Here is an 18,118-nt window from a genome sequence, read left to right on the forward strand (position 1 = left end):
TGAGATATCCCGTGGCTCGTGACCTGAACTCCTCAGGCCCCGCCGCGGACAGCCGCCCGACGCCCGCTCCGGGACGTTGGGCCGCCCTCGCTGTGCTGTGCTCCAGCCTGCTCCTGGTGGCCATGGACGCCACCATCCTCAACGTGGCGCTGCCGTCACTGATCGACGACATGCGGCCGACCGCTGTGCAACAGCTGTGGATCATCGACATCTACGGCCTGGTCCTCGGCGGACTGCTCGTCACCTCCGGCGCGGTCGGCGACCGCCTCGGCCGCAAACGCCTCTTCCTGGTCGGCCTCGTGCTGTTCGGACTCGCCTCCGTCGTCGCCGCGACCGCCGCCACCCCCGCGCAGCTCATCGCCGGGCGGGTGCTGCTCGGCATCGGCGGCGCCATGGTCATGCCGTCGACGCTGTCGCTGATCCGCGGCGTCTTCACCGACCCGCGCGAACGGACCCTGGCCATCGGCATCTGGGCCGCCGTCGCGGGTGCGGGAGCCGCCGTCGGCCCGCTCGTCGGCGGGCTGCTCGTGGAGACGCACGGCTGGTCGGCGGCGTTCTGGGTGAACGTGCCCGTCGTCGTGGTGACCGTGCTCGCGGGCGTCAAACTCCTCCCCGAGTTCCGCAGCGCGGGCAACGGCCCGCTCGACTGGCCCGGCGCCGCGCTCTCCGTCGTCGGCGTGATCGCACTCGCCTGGGGCATCAAGCACGTCGCCAAGGGCGGCCTGGCGGTCGGCGACCTGGCCATCCTGGCCCTCGGCGTGGTCCTCCTCGCCGCGTTCACCCGGCGCCAACTGACTCTCGCCGACCCGCTCCTGGACGTCCGCCTGTTCACGCGGCGCGCGTTCACGGCCGCGGCGCTCGCCATCTTCCTGGCCATGCTCGCGATCGGCGCCGCCCTGTTCCTGATGTCGCTCTGGCTCCAGTACGTCCACGGGTACTCGCCGTTCGGCGCGGGGCTGCGGACGCTGCCCGCGGCCGGTGCGATGCTCGCGGGCTCGCTGGTCACGCCGTGGCTCATGGAGCGCTGCGGCGTGCGGACCGTGCTCGCGCTCGGCCTCGGCGGCCTCGTCGTCGGGTTCCTGGTGCTCGCCCTGTCCCCGGAACCCACGCCGTACGCAGTGGTGGCCGTCGTGTTCGTCGCGCTCGGGCTCGGCGACGGACTCGCCGTCACGGCGTCCGCCGCCGTCCTGGTGTCCGCCGTCCCCGCCGAACGCGCCGGTCAGGCCGGTGCCGTCTCGGAGACCGCGTACGAACTGGGCATCGGGCTCGGCGTCGCGCTCCTCGGCTCGCTGCACGCCACCGTCTACGCCGGGCAGATGGACGGCCGCCCCGCCGCCGCCCGGGAGTCCATCGGCGGCGCCGTCGAGTCGGCCCAGACGCTGGGCGGCACGGCGGGCCCCCGCCTGATGGACGCGGCCCGCGCGGCGTTCGAGACCGCCCTGACGACCACGGCGTACGTCAGCGTAGGCATTGTGGCGGCGGTCGCCCTGCTCGTCGTTCGGCTGGTGCCGCGCGGCTTCCGGGCGAGCGGCGGGCACTGACCCGTGGGCACCCGACGGGCCCTGACCTGGTGACGCGCGCCCGCCCCTGGGCGGACCCCGTGCTTCCGTCGAGCCCCGGCGCGGACGTCCGCGCCGGGGCTCGACCGTATGGACCAACCCAGGTTTAATGCAGGGGAGTTGCATTATCCTGCGCCTGTCGGGTATGCCATAGGCACCACCGCGTCGCCCGTGCCCTCGGTGGCATCAGCTCACCGCACAGACCGCAATCGATGTGGCTGGTCCTCGCTCCAGGCCGGTTCATTCCGTTCCGTGATCCGGAGGCCGAGGGCCGCCACGCCCCGGATCCGCGCTCAAGGGCGCCACGAGGGGGAACGATGCACGACGACAGCCTTCCCTTCGGTCTCCGCTCCCACGTGCGGCGGGAGCGGCTGGTCATCGCGCTCTGGGGAGAGCTGGACATCTACGCCACCGAGCGGCTCACCGGCCGTCTCGCCGAGCTGACCCTCACCTGCTGCCACGACGTGGTCCTTGACCTGAGCGGGGTGACGTTCCTGGACTGCGGCGGCCTGTCGCTGCTCTGCCAGGCGCGGGCCGTGACGCGGCGCAGGGAGCTGCGGCTCACCGTCGTTCTGGAAGACCCCTTCCATCGCAAGGTGCTGCGCCTGGCGGGCGTGGCCGAATCGTTCGACGTCGCCCGCTCGCTGAGCGAGGCGCTCGCCGTCCCGCCGGGCGACACGCGCGGGCACCGGCCGCCGGCCCCCTCGCATGCCTGAGCGCGACCCCGACGGGCGCCGCGCCACGCGGAGCTGACGTCAGGTCAGCGCCGGTACGGGCTCCTGTTCCAGCAGCCGCACGATGTCCCGCACCGCCGCGCGCCCCGCGCGGTTCGCGCCGATGGTGCTGGCCGACGGGCCGTACCCGACGAGGTGCACGCGTGGGTCGGCCGCCGCCCGCGTGCCCTCCATGCGGATGCCGCCGCCGGGCTCCCGCAGCCGGAGCGGTGCCAGGTGGTCGACGGCCGCGCGGAAGCCCGTCGCCCACAGGATCACGTCGGCCTCGACGCTGCGCCCGTCGTCCCACTCCACGCCCGTCGGCGTGATCCGGTCGAACATCGGAAGCCGGTCGAGCACCCCGTTCGCGCGCGCCTCGCGCACCGCGTCCGTGACGGCGAGCCCGGTCACCGACACCACACTCAGCGGCGGCAGGCCCTGGCGGACCCGCTCCTCGACCATGGCGACCGCCGCGCGCCCGCGCCCCTCGTCGAAGGGGCCCTCGGAGAAGACGGGCGGCCGCCGCGTCACCCACCAGGTCCGGGCGGCGTACGGGGCGATCTCCATCAGGTGCTGGGTGCCGGACGCGCCCCCGCCCACGACGACGACGCGCTGCCCGCGGAACGCCTCGGGGCCCGGGTAGACCGCGGTGTGCACCTGCCGCCCGAGGAAGGTCTCCTGCCCCGGGTAGCGCGGCCAGAAGGGCTTGTCCCAGGTGCCGGTGGCGTTGATGAGCGCACGCGTCGACCAGGCCCCGGCCGAGGTCTCGACGAGGAGCCGCCCGCCCTCGCCCTCGCTGACGCGGCGCACGTCGACGGGGCGCCGTACCCGCAGGTCGAAGCGGTCCTCGTACGCGGTGAAGTACGCGCCGATGACCTCGGACGACGGGCGCGCGGGGTCCGCGCCGGTCAGCTCCATGCCCGGCAGCGCGTGCATGCCGTGCACCTTGCCGTAGGTCAGTGACGGCCACCGGAACTGCCAGGCGCCGCCCGGGCGGGGCGCGTGGTCGAGCACCACGAAGTCCCGCTCCGGCTCGAACCCCCTGTGCCGCAGGTGGTAGGCGCTGGACAGACCCGCCTGCCCCGCGCCCACGACCACCACGTCGACGTCCGTCACGTCCGCGTCTCGCACCCCGATGTCGTTCACGCTTCTACTAACTCTGGGCGGGGCGGGGATCTTCCCGCGCCGCCCGAGCGGGGGTGTCCCAGTCCTGGGTCCGGCCGTGCGGCGCCCGCGACCTGCTGCGCTACGCGGGCCTGCGCCCCGGCGGCGACGTCAGCGGCCCCCGGCCACCAGGAGCGGGGCCCCGCCCGGAGCCGACGCCGGACGGCCGTTCGCCGCCGGGACGCCGGTCAGGGGCGAGGCGGGGATCCGCGCGAGCAGCCCACGGGCCGCAAGCTCGGGGATGACGCCCTCGCCGAACCAGTACGCCTCCTCCAGGTGCGGATAGCCGGAGAGGACGAAGTGCTCGATGCCGAGCGCGTGGTACTCCTCGACGCGGTCGGCGACCTCCGCGTGGCTGCCCACGAGCGCGGTGCCCGCGCCGCCGCGCACCAGACCGACACCGGCCCACAGGTTGGGCGAGACCACCAGGCCGTCGCGGGAGCCCCCGTGCAGCGCGAGCATGCGCTGCTGGCCCACGGACTCGCTGCGGCCGAGGGCTTCCTGGGCGGCGGCGACGGTGTCCGCGTCGAGGTCCTCCAGGAGGCGGTGCGCGGTGGCCCACGCCTCCTTGGACGAGTCGCGGGAGATGGTGTGCAGGCGGATGCCGAAGCGGACCGTGCGCCCCTCCGCCTCCGCCAGGCCACGGATCCAGTCGATCTTCTTCTTCACCTGCTCGGGCGGCTCGCCCCAGGTCAGATAGACATCGGTGTGGCGCGCCGCGACCGGCCCCGCCGCGGCCGACGAGCCGCCGAAGAAGATCTCCGGCAGCGGGTCCGGCGGCAGCGCGGTGAGCCCGCCCTCGACCTGGTAGTGCGTACCGTCGAAGTCGTACGGCTTGCCGCTCCACACCCCGCGCACCACCGAGAGGAACTCGTCGGTGCGGGCGTAGCGGCGGTCGTGGTCCAAGTGGTCGCCGAAGCGCCGCTGTTCGGTCGAGTCGCCACCGGTCACCACGTTCAGGAGCAGCCGTCCGCGGGTGATGCGCTGGTACGTCGCCGCCATCTGCGCGGCGAGCACGGGGGAGAGGACCCCCGGCCGGAACGCCACCAGGAACTTCAGGCGCTCGGTGTGCTGGGCGAGCGCGACCGTGGTCAGCCAGGCGTCCTCGCACCAGGTGCCGGTCGGCGTGAGCACGGCTTCGAAGCCGAGCTGCTCGGCGGCCTTGGCGATCTGCGCCAGATACGCGATGTCGGGGGCGCGCACGCCGCTCACCGGGGTGACGCGGGAGCGGGTGATGCCGCCGTCGGTGTAGGCGTGCCGGTCGACGAGGGTGCGGCCGTCGCCGCCGGTCGGCAGGAACCAGTGGAGGTGGACGGTCATGGTCAGGACTCCTTGTACGTGCGGGGCTCGGTGGTCGAGGGCGGCAGCGAGCCGTTGAACCGGGTGTCGGTGAAGTCGCGGAAGTCGACGCGGCGCGGGATGAGCTTCAGCTCGGCGAAGGTGTCGGCGATGGCCTGCTCGGACGCGACGACGTTCCGGTCGACGGCGACCGGGATGCGCGTGCCCTGCGAGCGCTTGACCGAGTCCAGGGCGACCTCGTAGGGCAGGCCCGTGTCCTTCGCCCAGACCTTCGCCCACGCCTCGGGGTGCTCGAAGACCCAGTCCTGCGCCTTGCGCAGGCGCTTGAGGTAGTCGGCGACGGCGGCGGCCTTCTTCTCGTCCTGGAGCGCGCCGGGCGCGGCCACCTGGAAGCTGAGGCCGTTGACGAGCCCGTCGCCGTCGGTGAGGATCCGGCCCTTGCCGCCGCGCAGGACCTGTGAGGTGTAGGGGTCCCACACCGCCCAGGCGTCCACCTTGCCGCCGGTGAAGGCGGCGAGCGCGTCGGCGGGCTGGAGGTACTTGACTCGGACGTCCTTCAGGGAGAGCCCGGCCTTCTTCAGGGAGGCGATCAGCTGGTAGTGCGCGGACGACCCCTGGGCCACCGCCACGGACCTGCCCTTCAGATCGGCCGTGCGCTTCAGGCCGGAGTCCTTCGGCACGACGACGGCCTCGCCGCGCGCCGTGCCGTGGCTCGCGGCCACCACGGTGATCTTCGAGCCCGCGCCCGCCGCGAACACCGGCGGCGTGTTGCCGACCGCGCCGAGGTCCACGGCCTTGGCGTTCACGGCTTCCAGGAGCGGCGGCCCCGAGGTGAACGTCGACCACTTGATCTTGTACGTGAGGTCGTCGAGCTCTCCGGCGGCGCGCAGGACGGCCTCCGAACCGCCTCTCTGGTCCCCGACGTTGAGGGTCAGCGACCCCTTGCCGTCGGTGTTGCTCCCGCCGAGGCCACCGGTCGACGAGCTGGCGGACGACGGCCCGGAGCAGGCGGCGAGGGCCAGCGCCAGGGGCAGGAGCAGGACGGGGGCGAGGCGTCGCATGGGCGGGGGTCCGTTCTACGAGTACGTCACGGGGGTGCGCCGGGGCGGCGCGGGGGAGGGGACGGTGCGGCGGACGGGGTGAGGGGCGGTCAGGCGGCGGCCGTGGCACGGGCCTCGACGCCGAGACGCTCCAGGAGGGAGGCGCGCAGCGCGGCGAACCGGGGATCGGCGATGTCACGCGGCCGGTCCAGATCGATGGTCTGCTCGTGCGCGATGACGCCCTCGTCCATGACGAGGACCCGGTCGGCGAGCAGCACCGCCTCCTCCACGTCGTGGGTGACGAGCAGCACGGCGCAGCCCCGGCGCTGCCACAGCTCGCCGACCAGACGCTGGGCCGTGACCCGGGTCAGGGCGTCCAGGGCGCCGAACGGCTCGTCGAGGAGCAGCAGGTCGGGCTCGCGCACCAGTGCGCGGGCCAGCGAGGCGCGCTGGGCCTCGCCGCCGGACAGCGTCTTGGGCCAGGCGTGCGCGCGGTGGCCGAGCCCGACCTCGGCCAGGGCGCGCTCGGCGACGGCCCGGTCGGGCCTGCCGGGCAGGCCGAGCAGCACGTTGCGCCACACCCGCTTCCAGGGCATGAGGCGCGGCGCCTGGAACGCCACGGCCTTGCGGCGCGGCACGAGGACGGTGCCCTCGATGTCCCGGTCGAGCCCGGCGAGGACGCGCAGGAGCGTGGACTTGCCGCAGCCGCTGCGGCCGAGCAGCGCCACGAACTCGCCGGGCCGCACGTCCAGGCGCAGTCCGTCGATGACGGGGCGGCCGTCGAAGGTGCGGGTGAGGCCCTCGACGCGCACGGCCGAGGGCGCGGGGCCGGGGGTCACCGGCCGGTGAACGTCGGTCGCCACTGCAGCAGCAGCCTTTCGAGTGTGCGGACCACGAAGTCGGCGAGGAGGCCGAGGAAGGCGTAGACGATCAGGCAGACGACGATCACGTCGGTCCGCAGGAAGTCCCGGGCCTGGACCATGAGGAAGCCGATGCCCGCGTCGGCGTTGATCTGCTCGGCGAAGACCAGCGCGAGCCAGGCGATGCCGAGGGAGTAGCGCAGACCGGTCATGGCGCCCGGCAGCGCGCCCGGCAGGATCACGTGCCGCACGAGCCCCCACCGGGACAGCCCCAACGACTCGCCGGCCTCGATGAGCTGGGCGTCGACACCCCGGATGCCCGCGTACACGTTCAGGTACAGCGGGAAGGACACCCCGAGCGTGATGATGGCGATCTTCGGGGTCTCGCCGATGCCGAACCAGATGATGAACAGCGGGATCAGGCCGACGAACGGCACGGTACGCAGCATCTGCACGCTCGCGTCCACGAGGTCCTCGCCGACCCGGAAGAGCCCGGAGAGCAGCGCGAGCCCGGTCCCGACCACCGTGCCGAGCAGCAGGCCGATCGCGACGCGCTGGAGGGAGACCCCCATGGCCGAGGGCAGCGACCCGTCCTCGACGAGGCCGCCCGCGACCCGGGCGATGGTGCCCGGCGGGGCGAGGGTGTCGGGGCTCAACGTGCCTGTCGTACTGAGCAGTTGCCACAGGGCGAGCAGCAGCACGGGGCCGGTGGTGCGGCGCAGCCAGCGGGGGACACGGGCGCGGCGGGCGGAGGCCGGAACGAGGGCGACGAGGTCGGGCGCGGCCCCGGCGCCCGAAGTGCTGCTCTCGCGCGGAGACGTTCCGGAGATGTCGGGTGTCGGGGGCGGCGGGGCGTGACTGATGCTCATGGCGCTCCAGGCGGGGGAGAGGCGGGGCGCGGTGACGCGGCGCGCCTCGGCCACTCGGCCCGGCGCGGTCCGGGGCGGCGGCGGGAGCGAGGGCGGGGCGCGTCAGGGCGCGGCGGGGACGCGACGCGCGGTCACGCGGTCGGGGGAACCCGGCGACGGCGGACGGAGCGTGCGCGGAGAAGCGAAGTGAGAAGGCGTCAGCAGCCGCGGCGACACGCGGAGGAGGCCACCCGCAGCAGGTCGATGTGACCGCGCGAAGTGAGCAGAGCTGAACGGACCATGCGACCGAACGTAGCGATCTCGGCCGGGCACGGTCAATGGCGTCTCGCGGACCGGACGTGCCGTATCGCCTGGCGGAAGGTCCGGGGGGTGTCCAGCTGAGCCGGGGCCGGGAGCTGGTGCAGGATGGGAGGCATGTCCGACGCCTTCACCACCCGCATCCTGCACGTCGCGACCGGCTCGGAGGAGACGGTCGTCGACCTCACCCACGAGTGCGCGGGCTTCCTGCGCGAGGCGGCCCGCGGTCGCGACGGCCTCCTGAACGTCTTCGTCCCGCACGCAACAGCCGGCATCGCGATTCTGGAGACCGGCGCGGGCAGCGACAGGGACCTGCTCACCGCGCTGCACACCCTGCTGCCCGCCGACGACCGCTGGCAGCACCGGCACGGCAGCCCCGGTCACGGCCGCGACCACGTCCTGCCCGCCCTGGTGGCCCCGCACGCCACGCTCCCGGTGATCGGCGGCAGTCTGGAGCTCGGCACCTGGCAGTCCGTGTGCCTGGTCGACACGAACAAGGACAACCCCGACCGCCAGGTGCGGCTGAGCTTCCTGGGGTAAACGGAGGGGGACCGCCCGGTCAGCGGCCCGGCGCCCCCGCGCGCAGGCCGTCCATGACGATGTCGAGGAGCTGGTCCGCGCGCGCCTGCCAGTCGCTGTCCGGATCGATGTGCCAAAGGCCCGCGATGGCGAGCAGGAAGTCGTCGGGGGTCAGGCCCGGGCGGATGGTGCCCGCCGCGTCGTTGGCGTCGAGGAGCAGGGCGATGGCGGAGGTCAGCGGGCCGTGGCCGAGCGCGGCGAAGCTGCCGTACGCGGTGGCCTTGCCCATCGCCTGGGCCAGGCCCGCCTTGGTCATGGAGTACCGGGCGAGGCGGGTCATCCACTCCCGCAGGGCCTGGTCGGGGGGCCGGGTCTCAAGCAACTGGGCGGCGGTGTCGGCGACTTGCTCGACCTCGTAGCGGTACACCTCCAGGACGAGCGCCTCGCGGCTCGGGAAGTTGCGGTAGAAGGTGCCCTGGCCGACGCCCGCCTTCTTCGCGATCGCGCTGAGCGGGGTGTCCGCCGCCCGCGTCAGCTCCGTGAGCGCCACCTCCAGGATGCGTGCGCGGTTGCGCTGCGCGTCCGAGCGCAGTGGCGCGTTCTTCCTCTCGTGCACCCCTCGTCCTTCCGGGATCGCGGCCGTCCGGCCGTGTCGAGCCGACAGCCCTTGATAAGCGGACAGCTGTCCGTTAGGTTCGAAGGCAACGGACAGCTGTCCGCTTGTGCTCACGATAGCGGCAGAGTGGCTGAATGTGTGCCCTCCTGTCGTCCGCCGCCCGTGTCCGCCCTCCCGCTCGATCGGGCCGAGGACCGGCCCGGCACCCCCGCACCACCTTTTCCGCAGGCCCCACCAGTTCAAGCACGTCCCGTCGGCCCGGGCACGTCCCGGCCGCGAGCGCGCGCTGTCACCGCGTCCGCGAAAGAAGGCTTGACCATGGCTCCACCCTCCTCGGAACCCGCCGCGACGGGCAGCGTCATTACGCTCACCGTCAACGGCGAGAAGCACACGCTGCCCGTCGACCACCGTGCGACGCTGCTCGACGTGCTGCGCGAGCGCCTGGATCTGACCGGCACCAAGAAGGGCTGCGACCAGGGCCAGTGCGGCGCCTGCACCGTGCTGGTCGAGGGCCGCCGCGCCGTCTCCTGTCTGCAGCTGGCGGTGGCCGCCGAAGGGCGCGAGATCACCACCATCGAAGGCGTTGCCCAAGGCGGCAGGCTGCACCCGGTGCAGCAGGCGTTCCTCGATCTCGACGGCTTCCAGTGCGGGTACTGCACGCCGGGGCAGATCTGTTCGGCCCTGGCCGTGCTCGACGAACACGCGGCGGGCTGGCCGAGCGCCGTGACCGCCGACGTACGGCCCGACGCGGCCGTGCCACCGCTGACCGCCGAGGAGATCCGGGAGCGGATGAGCGGCAACCTGTGCCGGTGCGGCGCCTATGTGTCCATCGTGCGGGCCGTCGAGCGCGCGGCCCGGGCGGCCCCGGGCGGCACGGCCGAGGGGACCGCCGAGGCGGGCAAGGAGGCCGTGGCATGAGGGAGTTCGGCTATCTGCGCGCCCCCGACGTTCCCGGCGCCGTGGCGCTGCACGGCGCCGACGGCGGTACGCGCTTCCTCGCGGGCGGCACCAACCTCGTCGACCTCATGAAGGCGGGCGTGGAGCGCCCCGAGCGCCTCGTGGACGTCACCGGGCTGCCCCTGGGCGGGATCGAGCCGACTGCCGACGGCGGCCTGCGGATCGGTGCCACCGTGAGCAACAGCGACCTCGCCGCCCACCCCCAAGTGCGCCGCCAGTACCCGGCGTTGAGCCAGGCCGTCCTAGCCGGAGCGTCCGGCCAGCTGCGGAACATGGCCACGGTCGGCGGCAACCTCCTGCAGCGCACCCGCTGCGCCTACTTCACCGACCTGGCGCAGCCGTGCAACAAGCGGACGCCCGGCAGCGGCTGCTCCGCCGTCGCGGGCGAGCACCGCAACCACGCCATCCTCGGCGCCACCGAGCACTGCGTCGCGGTGCACCCCTCCGACATGGGCGTCGCGCTCGCCGCCTTCGACGCCGTGGTCTCGTACGAAACCCTGGACGGGCCGGGCGAGGTGCCGCTCACGGACTTCTACCTGCCGGTGGCCCACACGCCGCACGAGGAGACCGCCCTGCCGCCCGGCGCCCTGATCACGGGCGTCACCCTGCCGCCCGCCCCGGTCGCCGCGCGCTCCCGCTACCGCAAGGTGCGCGAACGCGCCTCGTACGCCTTCGCGATCGGCTCGCTCGCCGCCGCCCTCGACGTGCGGGACGGCCTGGTCCACGAGGTGCGCCTCGCCTTCGGCGCGGTCGCGTCGCGGCCCTGGCGGGCGCACGCCGCCGAGCGGGCGCTGACCGGCCGCCCGGCGAGCGCCGAAGCCTTCGCCGCCGCCGCGGACGCCGAGCTCGCGGCCGCCGCGCCCCTGCCCCACAACGGATACAAGGTGACCTTGATGCGCAACCTCGTCGTCGCCGTCCTGACCGAACTGGCCGAGGAGGCGGGCCGATGACCACCGCCACCCGCACGACGGCCGGGACGGGTGCCGTCGGCACCGGACACACCCGGATCGAGGGCCACGACAAGGTCACCGGAGCCGCCCGCTACGCCGGTGAGGTGCCCTTCGACGAACTCGCCCACGGCTGGCTCGTCCTGTCGACCGTCGCCAAGGGACGCGTCCTCGGCGTGGACGCCGAGCCGGTCCTCGGGCTGCCCGGCGTGCTCGCGGTGCTGCACCACGGCAACGCCCCGCGCGTCGACGCCGGGTACGTGGGCACCCTCGGGCCGCCCGACCCGGTCGTCGGGCTCTTCCAGCACGACCGCGTGCCCTACGCGGGCTGGCCGGTCGCCCTCGTCGTCGCCGAGACCTCCGAGCAGGCGCGCGAGGCCGCCCAGACGCTCCGGGTGCGCTACGCCGAGGAGCCGCACGACGTCGGCTTCCACGCGGGCCACGCGGACGCCTACGCGCCGCAGAGCGTGCTCGGCGCGCCCAACGAGGCCGCCAAGGGCGACATCGAGGCCGAACTCGCCGCCTCCGCCGTCGTGGTGGACGAGCGGTACACCACCCCGGAGGAACACCACAATCCGATGGAGCCGCACGCGGCGGCCGCCCGCTGGGAGGGCGGCAGGCTCGAAGTCGTCGACTCCAACCAGGGCAGCCACTGGATCGCCGACGAGCTGGCCCGGCTGTTCTCACTCGACCCGGACTCCGTGCGGGTCCGCTCCGAGCACGTCGGCGGCGCCTTCGGCTGTAAGGGCCTGCGGCCGCACCAGGTGGCCGCCGCGATGGCGGCGACCGTCCTCGACCGGCCCGTCCGCGTCGTCCTGACCCGGCGGCAGATGTTCTCGGTGGTCGGCTACCGCAGCGCGACGACCCAGCGCGTGCGGCTCGGCGCCGACCCCGACGGGCGGCTGCGGGCGCTCGGCCACGAAGGGCACAGCGTGACGTCGACGCTCTTCGAGTTCGTCGAGGCCAGCGCCTCGTTCGGGCGCAACCTGTACGCGGCCGACGCGCACCACTCCGTCAACCGCGTGGTGCCCCTGGACGTCCCCACGCCGACGTTCATGCGCGCACCCGGTGAGGCGCCCGGCTCGTTCGCCCTGGAGAGCGCCCTGGACGAGCTGGCCGACAAGTGCGGCGTCGACCCGATCGCGCTGCGCGCGCGCAACGAACCCGCCGTCGGACCCGTCTCCGGCCTCCCCTTCGGCAGCCGCAACCTCGTCGCCTGCTTCCGCGAGGGGGCCCGGCGCTTCGGCTGGGCGGAACGCGACCCGCGTCCGGGCACGCGCCGCGACGGGCGCTGGCTGATCGGCACCGGCACGGCCGCGGCCACGTTCTTCGTCGGGGCGTCCCCGTCCACGGCGGCCGTGACGGCGGAGGCCGACGGCACCTTCACTGTGCGGATCACCGCGTCCGACGTGGGCACCGGAGCCCGCACCGCGCTGACCCAGATCGCCGCGGACGCCCTGGAGGCGGCGCCGGACCGGGTGCGGGTGCGCATCGCGGACAGCGACTTCGGCCGCGCGTGGCTCGCGGGCGGCTCCATGGGCACGCGCTCCTGGGGCTGGGCCGTGTCCCTGGCCGCCCGGGAGCTGCGGGAGCGCCTGACCCTCGGCGGCGCCGTACCACCGGAGGGCATCACGGCACGGTCCGACACCAGCGACGTGCTCGCGGCCCTCGCCAAGAAGGAACGCCACTCCTACGGCGCGCAGTTCGCCGAGGTCGCCGTGGACGTCACCACCGGTGAGGTACGGGTCCGCAGGATGCTCGGCATGTTCGCCGCGGGCCGGATCGTCAACCCGCTGACCGCGCGCAGTCAGCTGGTCGGCGGGATGACGTGGGGCCTGTCGATGGCGCTGCACGAGGAGGCGGCCAGGGACGCGGTGTCCGGCACCCACGTGGGCGCCGACCTCGCGGGCTACCACTACGCCGCGCACGCCGACGTACCCGCCATCGAGGCCGACTGGGTCGAGGACGTGGACGAGGACGACCCCGTCGGCATCAAGGGCATCGGCGAGATCGGGGTCGTGGGCGTGGCGGCGGCCGTCGCCAACGCCGTGTGGCACGCGACCGGGGTGCGCCACCGGGACCTGCCGATCCGGCCGGACCGGGTGCTCCTCACGGGCACCGCAGCCGCGGCGGCACCCGGCGCCCCGGCGCCCGCCGCGGACGGCGCCAGGGCCGGGGCCGCAGACGGGGCCGGTCATGCTTGACATCGCCGACGAACTGCGGCGCCTGACCGACGCGGGCCGCTCCTTCGCCGTCGCCACCGTGGTGGCCGTCGGCGGCAGCGCCCCGCGCGGCCCCGGCGCCGCGCTCGCCGTCGACAGCGAGGGCACGGCCGTCGGTTCGGTCTCCGGCGGCTGCGTCGAGGGCGCGGTGTACGACCTGTGCCGGCGCGCGCTCCAGGAGGGCACGGCGATGGTGGAGGAGTTCGGCTACAGCGACGAGGACGCCTTCGCCGTCGGCCTCACCTGCGGCGGCACCCTCCGGATCCTGGTCACGCCCTACGGCGCGGACTCCCCGGACCGCGCGGTGGTGGGGCAGGCGCTCGCCCGGGTCGGCGACGGCGAGCCGACGGCTCTGGTCCGGGTGGCCCGTGGCCCGGCGGAACTGCTCGGGCGGGCCCTGCTCGTCCGACCCGACGGCACGTCCGCGGGCGGCTTCGGCGGCGCCGCGGCCCTGGACCGCACGGCCGCGGCGGAGGCCCGCGCCCTGCTCGACGCCGGGCGCACCGGCACCGTCGAGGTGTCCGAGGACGGCTCGCGCTGCCCGGGCGGGGTGACGCTGCTCGTCGAGGCGAGCGTGCCGCCGCCGCGCATGATCGTGTTCGGCGCGGTGGACTTCGCCGCGGCCCTCGTGCGCACCGGCAAACTGCTCGGCTACCACGTGACCGTGTGCGACGCCCGGCCCGTCTTCGCCACTCCCGCGCGCTTCCCCGAGGCCGACGAGGTGGTCGTGGACTGGCCGCACCGCTATCTGCGAAGGACCGGCACGGACGCCCGCACGGTGGTGTGCGTGCTCACGCACGAGGCCAAGTTCGACGTGCCCGTGCTGGAGGTGGCCCTGCGCCTCCCGGTCGCGTTCGTCGGCGCGATGGGCTCGCGCCGCACCCACGACGACCGCCTGCGCAGGCTGCGCGCGGCGGGCCTCACGGAGGGCGAACTGGCGCTGCTCCACTCGCCGATCGGCCTCGACCTCGGCGCGCGCACCCCCGAGGAGACGGCGCTGTCCATCGCCGCCGAGATCGTGGCGACCCGGCGCGGCGGCACGGGCGTGTCGCTCACCGGCACCCGGGTGCCGATCCACCGGGACGGACGGGAGCGCCGGGTCCCGGCGGGAGCCTGAGCACCTGACGGGTACCGGCGGGAGCCTGACCACGGCGCGGGGCCCGGGCGGCGTACCCCGCTTCCGGGCCCCGGCGCATCAGGGCCGCGCGTCCACGTCCTCGCGGGCCGACGGCTCCTTCGGCGCGGCGGACCGCCGCGCCCCGCGGCCCGGGAGGTGCTCCTCCAGGAGCAGCGCGAGCGCGGCCAGCGTCATCAGGCCGCCGACGAGGAACGTGCCCCGGACGCCGACGAGGGGCAGCAGCAGGCCGCCCGCGAGGGCGCCCGCGGCCACTCCGGCGTTGAAAGCGGCGCTGTTCGCCGCGATGGCCGTCTCGGTGCGGCCCGGGGCGACGTCCATGACCCGGTTCTGCGTGGCCATGAAGATCGGGCCGAGCGAGGCACCGAGGAACACCATCATCGCGGTGGCGACCACCCGCGAGCCGCCCGCCGCGTACAGGCCGAGCAGCGCCACCGCCTGGGTGGCCACCGGCACCGCGAGCGTCGCGCGCGGGAACCGGTCGAGGAGCCGCCCGTACACCGTGACGCCGACGATGCCGGTGACGCCGAGGACGAGCAGCAGCGTGCTGACGGCGGACTCCGAGAACCCGCTCTCGTCGACGAGGAACTCGGAGATGTACGTGTACCCGGCGAACACACCGGTGACCGTGAGGGCCGTGACGCCCAGGACGACCGCGAAGCGCCGCTTGTCGGGCCGCGCTCCCCGGGCGGCATGGCTCTCCTCCGGGCGCGAGGCGGGCAGGGCGGCGGCGATGACGACGAACGAGGGGACCGCGAGCGCGCCCACCACCAGGAACGGCACTTGCCAACCGGCGTGCTGCCCCAGCCAGGTGCCGCCGGGCACGCCCAGGACCAGCGCGGCCGAACCGCCCACCGACAGCGCCCCGATGACACGGCCCCGCACGCGCGGCGGGAAGAGCCCCACCGCGACCGGCCCCATCACCGCCCAGAACAGCGCCTGGGCCACCGCCGTCACCAGCCGGCTGACCAGCAGGACCCCGTACGAGGGGAGCAGCGCGGCCACGACGCTCGCCAGGAGCAGCGCGGCGAGCAGGGCGCACAGCACCAGGCGGCGCGGCACCGACCGGGTCGCCCGGGCGATCGGCACCGAGACGAGGGCCACGGTCAGGCCGTAGCCGGACACCAGGAGTCCGACGGCGGACAGTGACCGGTCCAGGTCGTCCGCCATCAGTTTGAGGATGCCGATCGGTAAGTTCTCGGTGGTGTTGAAGGCGAAGGCGCCCAGCATCAGGGCGGCGACGACGGCCACGCCGCGCTGGTTCGTCGCCTTGTCCGTCGTGTCCGTCGCCATGCGTCCTCCACGTCACGGGCGCACCGTCGCTGGTGTGCACAGAAAATTTGCGGGTGTACACGACGGTGCGGCCGCGCCGGGGATTTCTCAAGGGCGCAGGGCGACGGTGAGGCTGCGGCCGTACGCGTGGCGCGTGGTGACGTCGATCCTGGTGCCGCCGGGGACGGCCCGTACGCGCACCCCGTCGTCGGCGTCGACGACGCGCAGCGGACGGCCGCGCAGCAGGAGGCCGACGGCGTCCCTGCCCATGGTCGGGTCGGACACGGCGACCTCGACGGACTTGGTGCCGTGCCCGCGCCGCACGAGGACCGAGGCGGGCCCGTCCACCCACAGGCGCCCCGCGTCGTGGCGGCCGTCCGTGAAGGAGTTGAGGGCCGTCAGACCGAGGCCGGTGTGCGTGACCGCCTGGAGGTGCGGGGAGTTGGCGAGCACCTCGACCGCCGCGTACGACCGCAGCCGCGCCTCGCTCGCGTGCGGCAGCAGCGCGTAGGCCAGTCGCGCGGGGGCGGCTCCGGCCTCCTGCTCGACCCGCACGGCGAACACCCCGCGGGTCACGGGGGTGTCCGGGTTCGCCGTCCTGACGACGCGGAGGCTGCGCGTCACGTCGTCCAGGGCGACGCGCACCGGGGGCGTGTCCAGGAAGGCGTAGCCGACCGCGCCGCCCCGCGAGGCGTCGGCCCAGCGCAGCCAGGCGAGGCGACCGGCGCCGGTGCCGCTCCAGGGCCGCCCGTCGCGCAGCTCCCCGGTGAGGGTCACGCGGGCGCCCGGCGCCGAGATCCGGGTGTCGAGGGTCGTGGTCACCGCCCGCCCGGCGGTGTCCGCGACGCCCGCCGCGAGCACGACGACCTCGTCGTCGAACAGGAACCACGACTTGGTGGCGGAGGCGTTGCGGTACGTCACGAAGTCGTCCGGCAGCAGTGCGCGGTCGCGGTCGGCGACATCGCTCGACTGCACCATTCCGGCGGCACCGTACGCACCGAGGACGGCACCGCCCGAGAACCGGTGGGTGCCGCGCGGGAAGTAGACGTACGTGTTCTGCGACTCGGAGGACGACGTGAAGCGCAGCGGGTGGGAGGGGTTGTCGTAGTAGGGCTTGCCGTAGAGCTCGGGCACGGAGCGGCGCGTCTCCACCGGGGCCGTGACTCCGGCGAGTGCGTAGGGCGGGACGGCGGTGAAGTAGTCGACCCCGAACGCGCCGGTCTGGTCCTGCCCCGACAGATACAGATAGTGGCTGCCGTCGCCCTGGAACCACGGCAGGAGGTTCTCCCCGTTCATGTACTCGTACTTGCTGATCCGGTCCGAGCTGCGGGCGAGCGCGAACGCGTAGCCGGGTCTGCGGTGCACGGTCCTGTCCATGGCGTTGAACGCGACGCATCGCGCGGCGGGGTTGAGGTCGGCGGCCGGGACGGACGCGTCGCCGAGGATGTCGGCGTACCGCACGATGCTGACGGGCGAGACGAACCGGCCCGGGTCGGGGGCTACACGGGACGTCTGCCGCACGTGCTTCACATAGCTCCGCAGGGCGCGCGCGTCGTCGCCGCGCGCGAGCGACGCCAGGTCCACGACGGCCTCGACGACCACCCCCACGTCGGCGTATCCGGTGTCGGTGCGGGACACCGCCCGGCCCTTGACGATCTCCATCATCCAGCCCTCGAAGATCACCGGGGCGAACCCGTCCCGCACCCACCGCAGCACGACCGGCACCAGCTCCTCGCCGTGTGCGAACCCCGTCCCGTCGAGGAACTTCAGGGTCTGCACCACCCGGGTGAGGAGCCCCTTCCCGTACGAGCCCGTGTAGGCGACGGAGGAGTGCTGGAGGAACGATCCGTCGGCGTAGTACCCGTCCGTCACGCCGTGCTTGAGGTCGTAGGGGTCGATGGTGGCGAACACCGTCAGCTGGTCGGTGAGTGCCTTGCGCACCCGCGCGTCGTCGGCGAGCAGCACGCCCTGGAGGACGCGGTTGGTGGTGATGTCCGCGAGGTTGGCCCCGGTGTGGAACCGGGAGTCCAGGTTCACGTCCCCGCCGACGCCGTTGCGCAGATACGCGTCCATGGAGGCGACGTACGTGCGGATCAGCTCGGGGCGGTGCGCGCGGACCACGTCGGCAAGCAGCACCAGTGTCTTGCTGATGTGCTGGGAGATGCCGATCTCCCAGTGGAACCAGTTGCCGTGGTAGCCCTTGGTCTGGTCGCCGTAGTAGCGCTCGTGCAGCCGTCCGAGGCCGTCGACGACGCGGCGCTGCACGGCGGTGTTCCCGTACAGGTCGGGGGCGGGGAGCCCGGGGGTGCGGGTGGCGAGCGCGATCTCGTACAGCTTGCGGAAGGCGGTGTTGAGGTTGGCCTCGTCGCTGCCGAGCACGAGGCCGTCGAACAGCTCGTCCGGTCCCGCGTCGTCGAGCGCCTTCAGGTTCGCCCGCGCGGTGCGCTCGACGGTGGCGAGCTTGGCGCGGGTCTCGGGCCTGGCGTTGGACTCCGTGGTCCCGGCGAACACGGCGACCACGTTGGCGACGAGGCGGTCCCGGTCGGCCGCGCTCGCCTGGCGCAAGGGGACGACGCTCAGCAGCCCGGCGGCGGCGAGCGCGGAGAGCAGACGTCTGCGGGTGAGGTCCATGGGGTCCTCCGCGAGTGG

At 74.2% G+C, this 18,118-nt stretch carries 16 protein-coding genes; 7 read left to right on the plus strand and 9 right to left on the minus strand.

The genetic code is table 11. The features are described from left to right. The first annotated feature begins 11 nt into the window (after positions 1-11). On the plus strand, positions 12-1,541 hold the full coding sequence (locus tag MQV74_RS36575) for an MFS transporter (RefSeq protein WP_374120748.1): 1,530 nt from the start codon (positions 12-14) through the stop codon (positions 1,539-1,541). 335 nt (positions 1,542-1,876) lie between these two features. Beyond that, a complete protein-coding gene (locus MQV74_RS36580; protein WP_242727676.1) occupies positions 1,877-2,275 on the plus strand; it encodes an STAS domain-containing protein in 399 nt (132 codons plus the stop codon). A 39-nt stretch (positions 2,276-2,314) separates the two neighbouring features. Here MQV74_RS36580 and MQV74_RS36585 read toward each other — a convergent pair whose 3' ends face one another. The 6 genes from MQV74_RS36585 to MQV74_RS41490 form a co-directional block, all read right to left on the minus strand. Continuing rightward, positions 2,315-3,418, minus strand: coding sequence for an NAD(P)-binding domain-containing protein (locus MQV74_RS36585; protein WP_242727678.1), 1,104 nt, complete (start codon positions 3,416-3,418; stop codon positions 2,315-2,317). 129 nt (positions 3,419-3,547) lie between these two features. Beyond that, the gene (locus MQV74_RS36590; RefSeq protein WP_242727687.1) at positions 3,548-4,756 is read right to left on the minus strand and encodes an LLM class flavin-dependent oxidoreductase; all 1,209 of its coding nucleotides are present in this window, start codon (positions 4,754-4,756) and stop codon (positions 3,548-3,550) included. Between the two features lie 2 nt (positions 4,757-4,758). Continuing rightward, complete coding sequence (locus tag MQV74_RS36595) at positions 4,759-5,796, minus strand: ABC transporter substrate-binding protein (protein WP_242727689.1); 1,038 nt, start codon at positions 5,794-5,796, stop codon at positions 4,759-4,761. Between the two features lie 89 nt (positions 5,797-5,885). Beyond that, entirely contained in the window at positions 5,886-6,638 is a 753-nt protein-coding gene (locus tag MQV74_RS36600; RefSeq protein WP_242727691.1) for an ABC transporter ATP-binding protein, read from the minus strand. Next, positions 6,611-7,504 (minus strand): ABC transporter permease, encoded by an 894-nt coding sequence (locus MQV74_RS36605; protein WP_242727693.1) that lies wholly within the window; start codon positions 7,502-7,504, stop codon positions 6,611-6,613. Before MQV74_RS36605 ends, MQV74_RS36600 begins: the two co-directional genes overlap by 28 nt. Before the next feature lie 197 nt (positions 7,505-7,701). Next, positions 7,702-7,785 carry a putative leader peptide gene (locus MQV74_RS41490; protein ID WP_346347462.1) on the minus strand — a complete coding sequence of 28 codons (84 nt, stop codon included), beginning with the start codon at positions 7,783-7,785 and terminating at the stop codon, positions 7,702-7,704. Positions 7,786-7,918: 133 nt separating this feature from the next. Between MQV74_RS41490 and MQV74_RS36610 the strand changes: the two genes are divergently transcribed. Continuing rightward, the gene (locus MQV74_RS36610) at positions 7,919-8,341 is read left to right on the plus strand and encodes a secondary thiamine-phosphate synthase enzyme YjbQ (RefSeq protein ID WP_242727695.1); all 423 of its coding nucleotides are present in this window, start codon (positions 7,919-7,921) and stop codon (positions 8,339-8,341) included. A gap of 19 nt (positions 8,342-8,360) precedes the next feature. Here MQV74_RS36610 and MQV74_RS36615 read toward each other — a convergent pair whose 3' ends face one another. Beyond that, the gene (locus tag MQV74_RS36615; RefSeq protein WP_308402349.1) at positions 8,361-8,936 is read right to left on the minus strand and encodes a TetR/AcrR family transcriptional regulator; all 576 of its coding nucleotides are present in this window, start codon (positions 8,934-8,936) and stop codon (positions 8,361-8,363) included. Between the two features lie 318 nt (positions 8,937-9,254). Between MQV74_RS36615 and MQV74_RS36620 the strand changes: the two genes are divergently transcribed. Genes MQV74_RS36620 through MQV74_RS36635 form a run of 4 tightly spaced genes read left to right on the plus strand, consistent with a single transcriptional unit; the run spans position 9,255 to position 14,179 of the window. After that, positions 9,255-9,854: a 2Fe-2S iron-sulfur cluster-binding protein gene (locus tag MQV74_RS36620; protein WP_242727697.1), complete on the plus strand. Its 600-nt coding sequence runs from the start codon at positions 9,255-9,257 to the stop codon at positions 9,852-9,854. Further along, positions 9,851-10,843: an FAD binding domain-containing protein gene (locus tag MQV74_RS36625; protein ID WP_242727699.1), complete on the plus strand. Its 993-nt coding sequence runs from the start codon at positions 9,851-9,853 to the stop codon at positions 10,841-10,843. The genes MQV74_RS36620 and MQV74_RS36625 overlap by 4 nt, the downstream gene beginning before the upstream one ends. After that, entirely contained in the window at positions 10,840-13,044 is a 2,205-nt protein-coding gene (locus MQV74_RS36630; protein WP_242727701.1) for a xanthine dehydrogenase family protein molybdopterin-binding subunit, read from the plus strand. Before MQV74_RS36625 ends, MQV74_RS36630 begins: the two co-directional genes overlap by 4 nt. Next, on the plus strand, positions 13,037-14,179 hold the full coding sequence (locus MQV74_RS36635; RefSeq protein WP_242727703.1) for an XdhC family protein: 1,143 nt from the start codon (positions 13,037-13,039) through the stop codon (positions 14,177-14,179). Before MQV74_RS36630 ends, MQV74_RS36635 begins: the two co-directional genes overlap by 8 nt. 78 nt (positions 14,180-14,257) lie before the next feature. On the opposite strand, the gene MQV74_RS36640 is transcribed toward MQV74_RS36635, so the two are convergent. Both MQV74_RS36640 and MQV74_RS36645 read right to left on the minus strand, forming a co-directional pair. Continuing rightward, entirely contained in the window at positions 14,258-15,490 is a 1,233-nt protein-coding gene (locus MQV74_RS36640; protein ID WP_242727705.1) for an MFS transporter, read from the minus strand. 87 nt (positions 15,491-15,577) lie between these two features. Next, complete coding sequence (locus tag MQV74_RS36645) at positions 15,578-18,100, minus strand: polysaccharide lyase family 8 super-sandwich domain-containing protein (RefSeq protein ID WP_242727707.1); 2,523 nt, start codon at positions 18,098-18,100, stop codon at positions 15,578-15,580. Positions 18,101-18,118 lie beyond the last annotated feature (18 nt).

The sequence above is a fragment of the Streptomyces sp. AN091965 genome (assembly GCF_022698285.1).
In the GTDB taxonomy this organism is placed as follows: domain Bacteria; phylum Actinomycetota; class Actinomycetes; order Streptomycetales; family Streptomycetaceae; genus Streptomyces.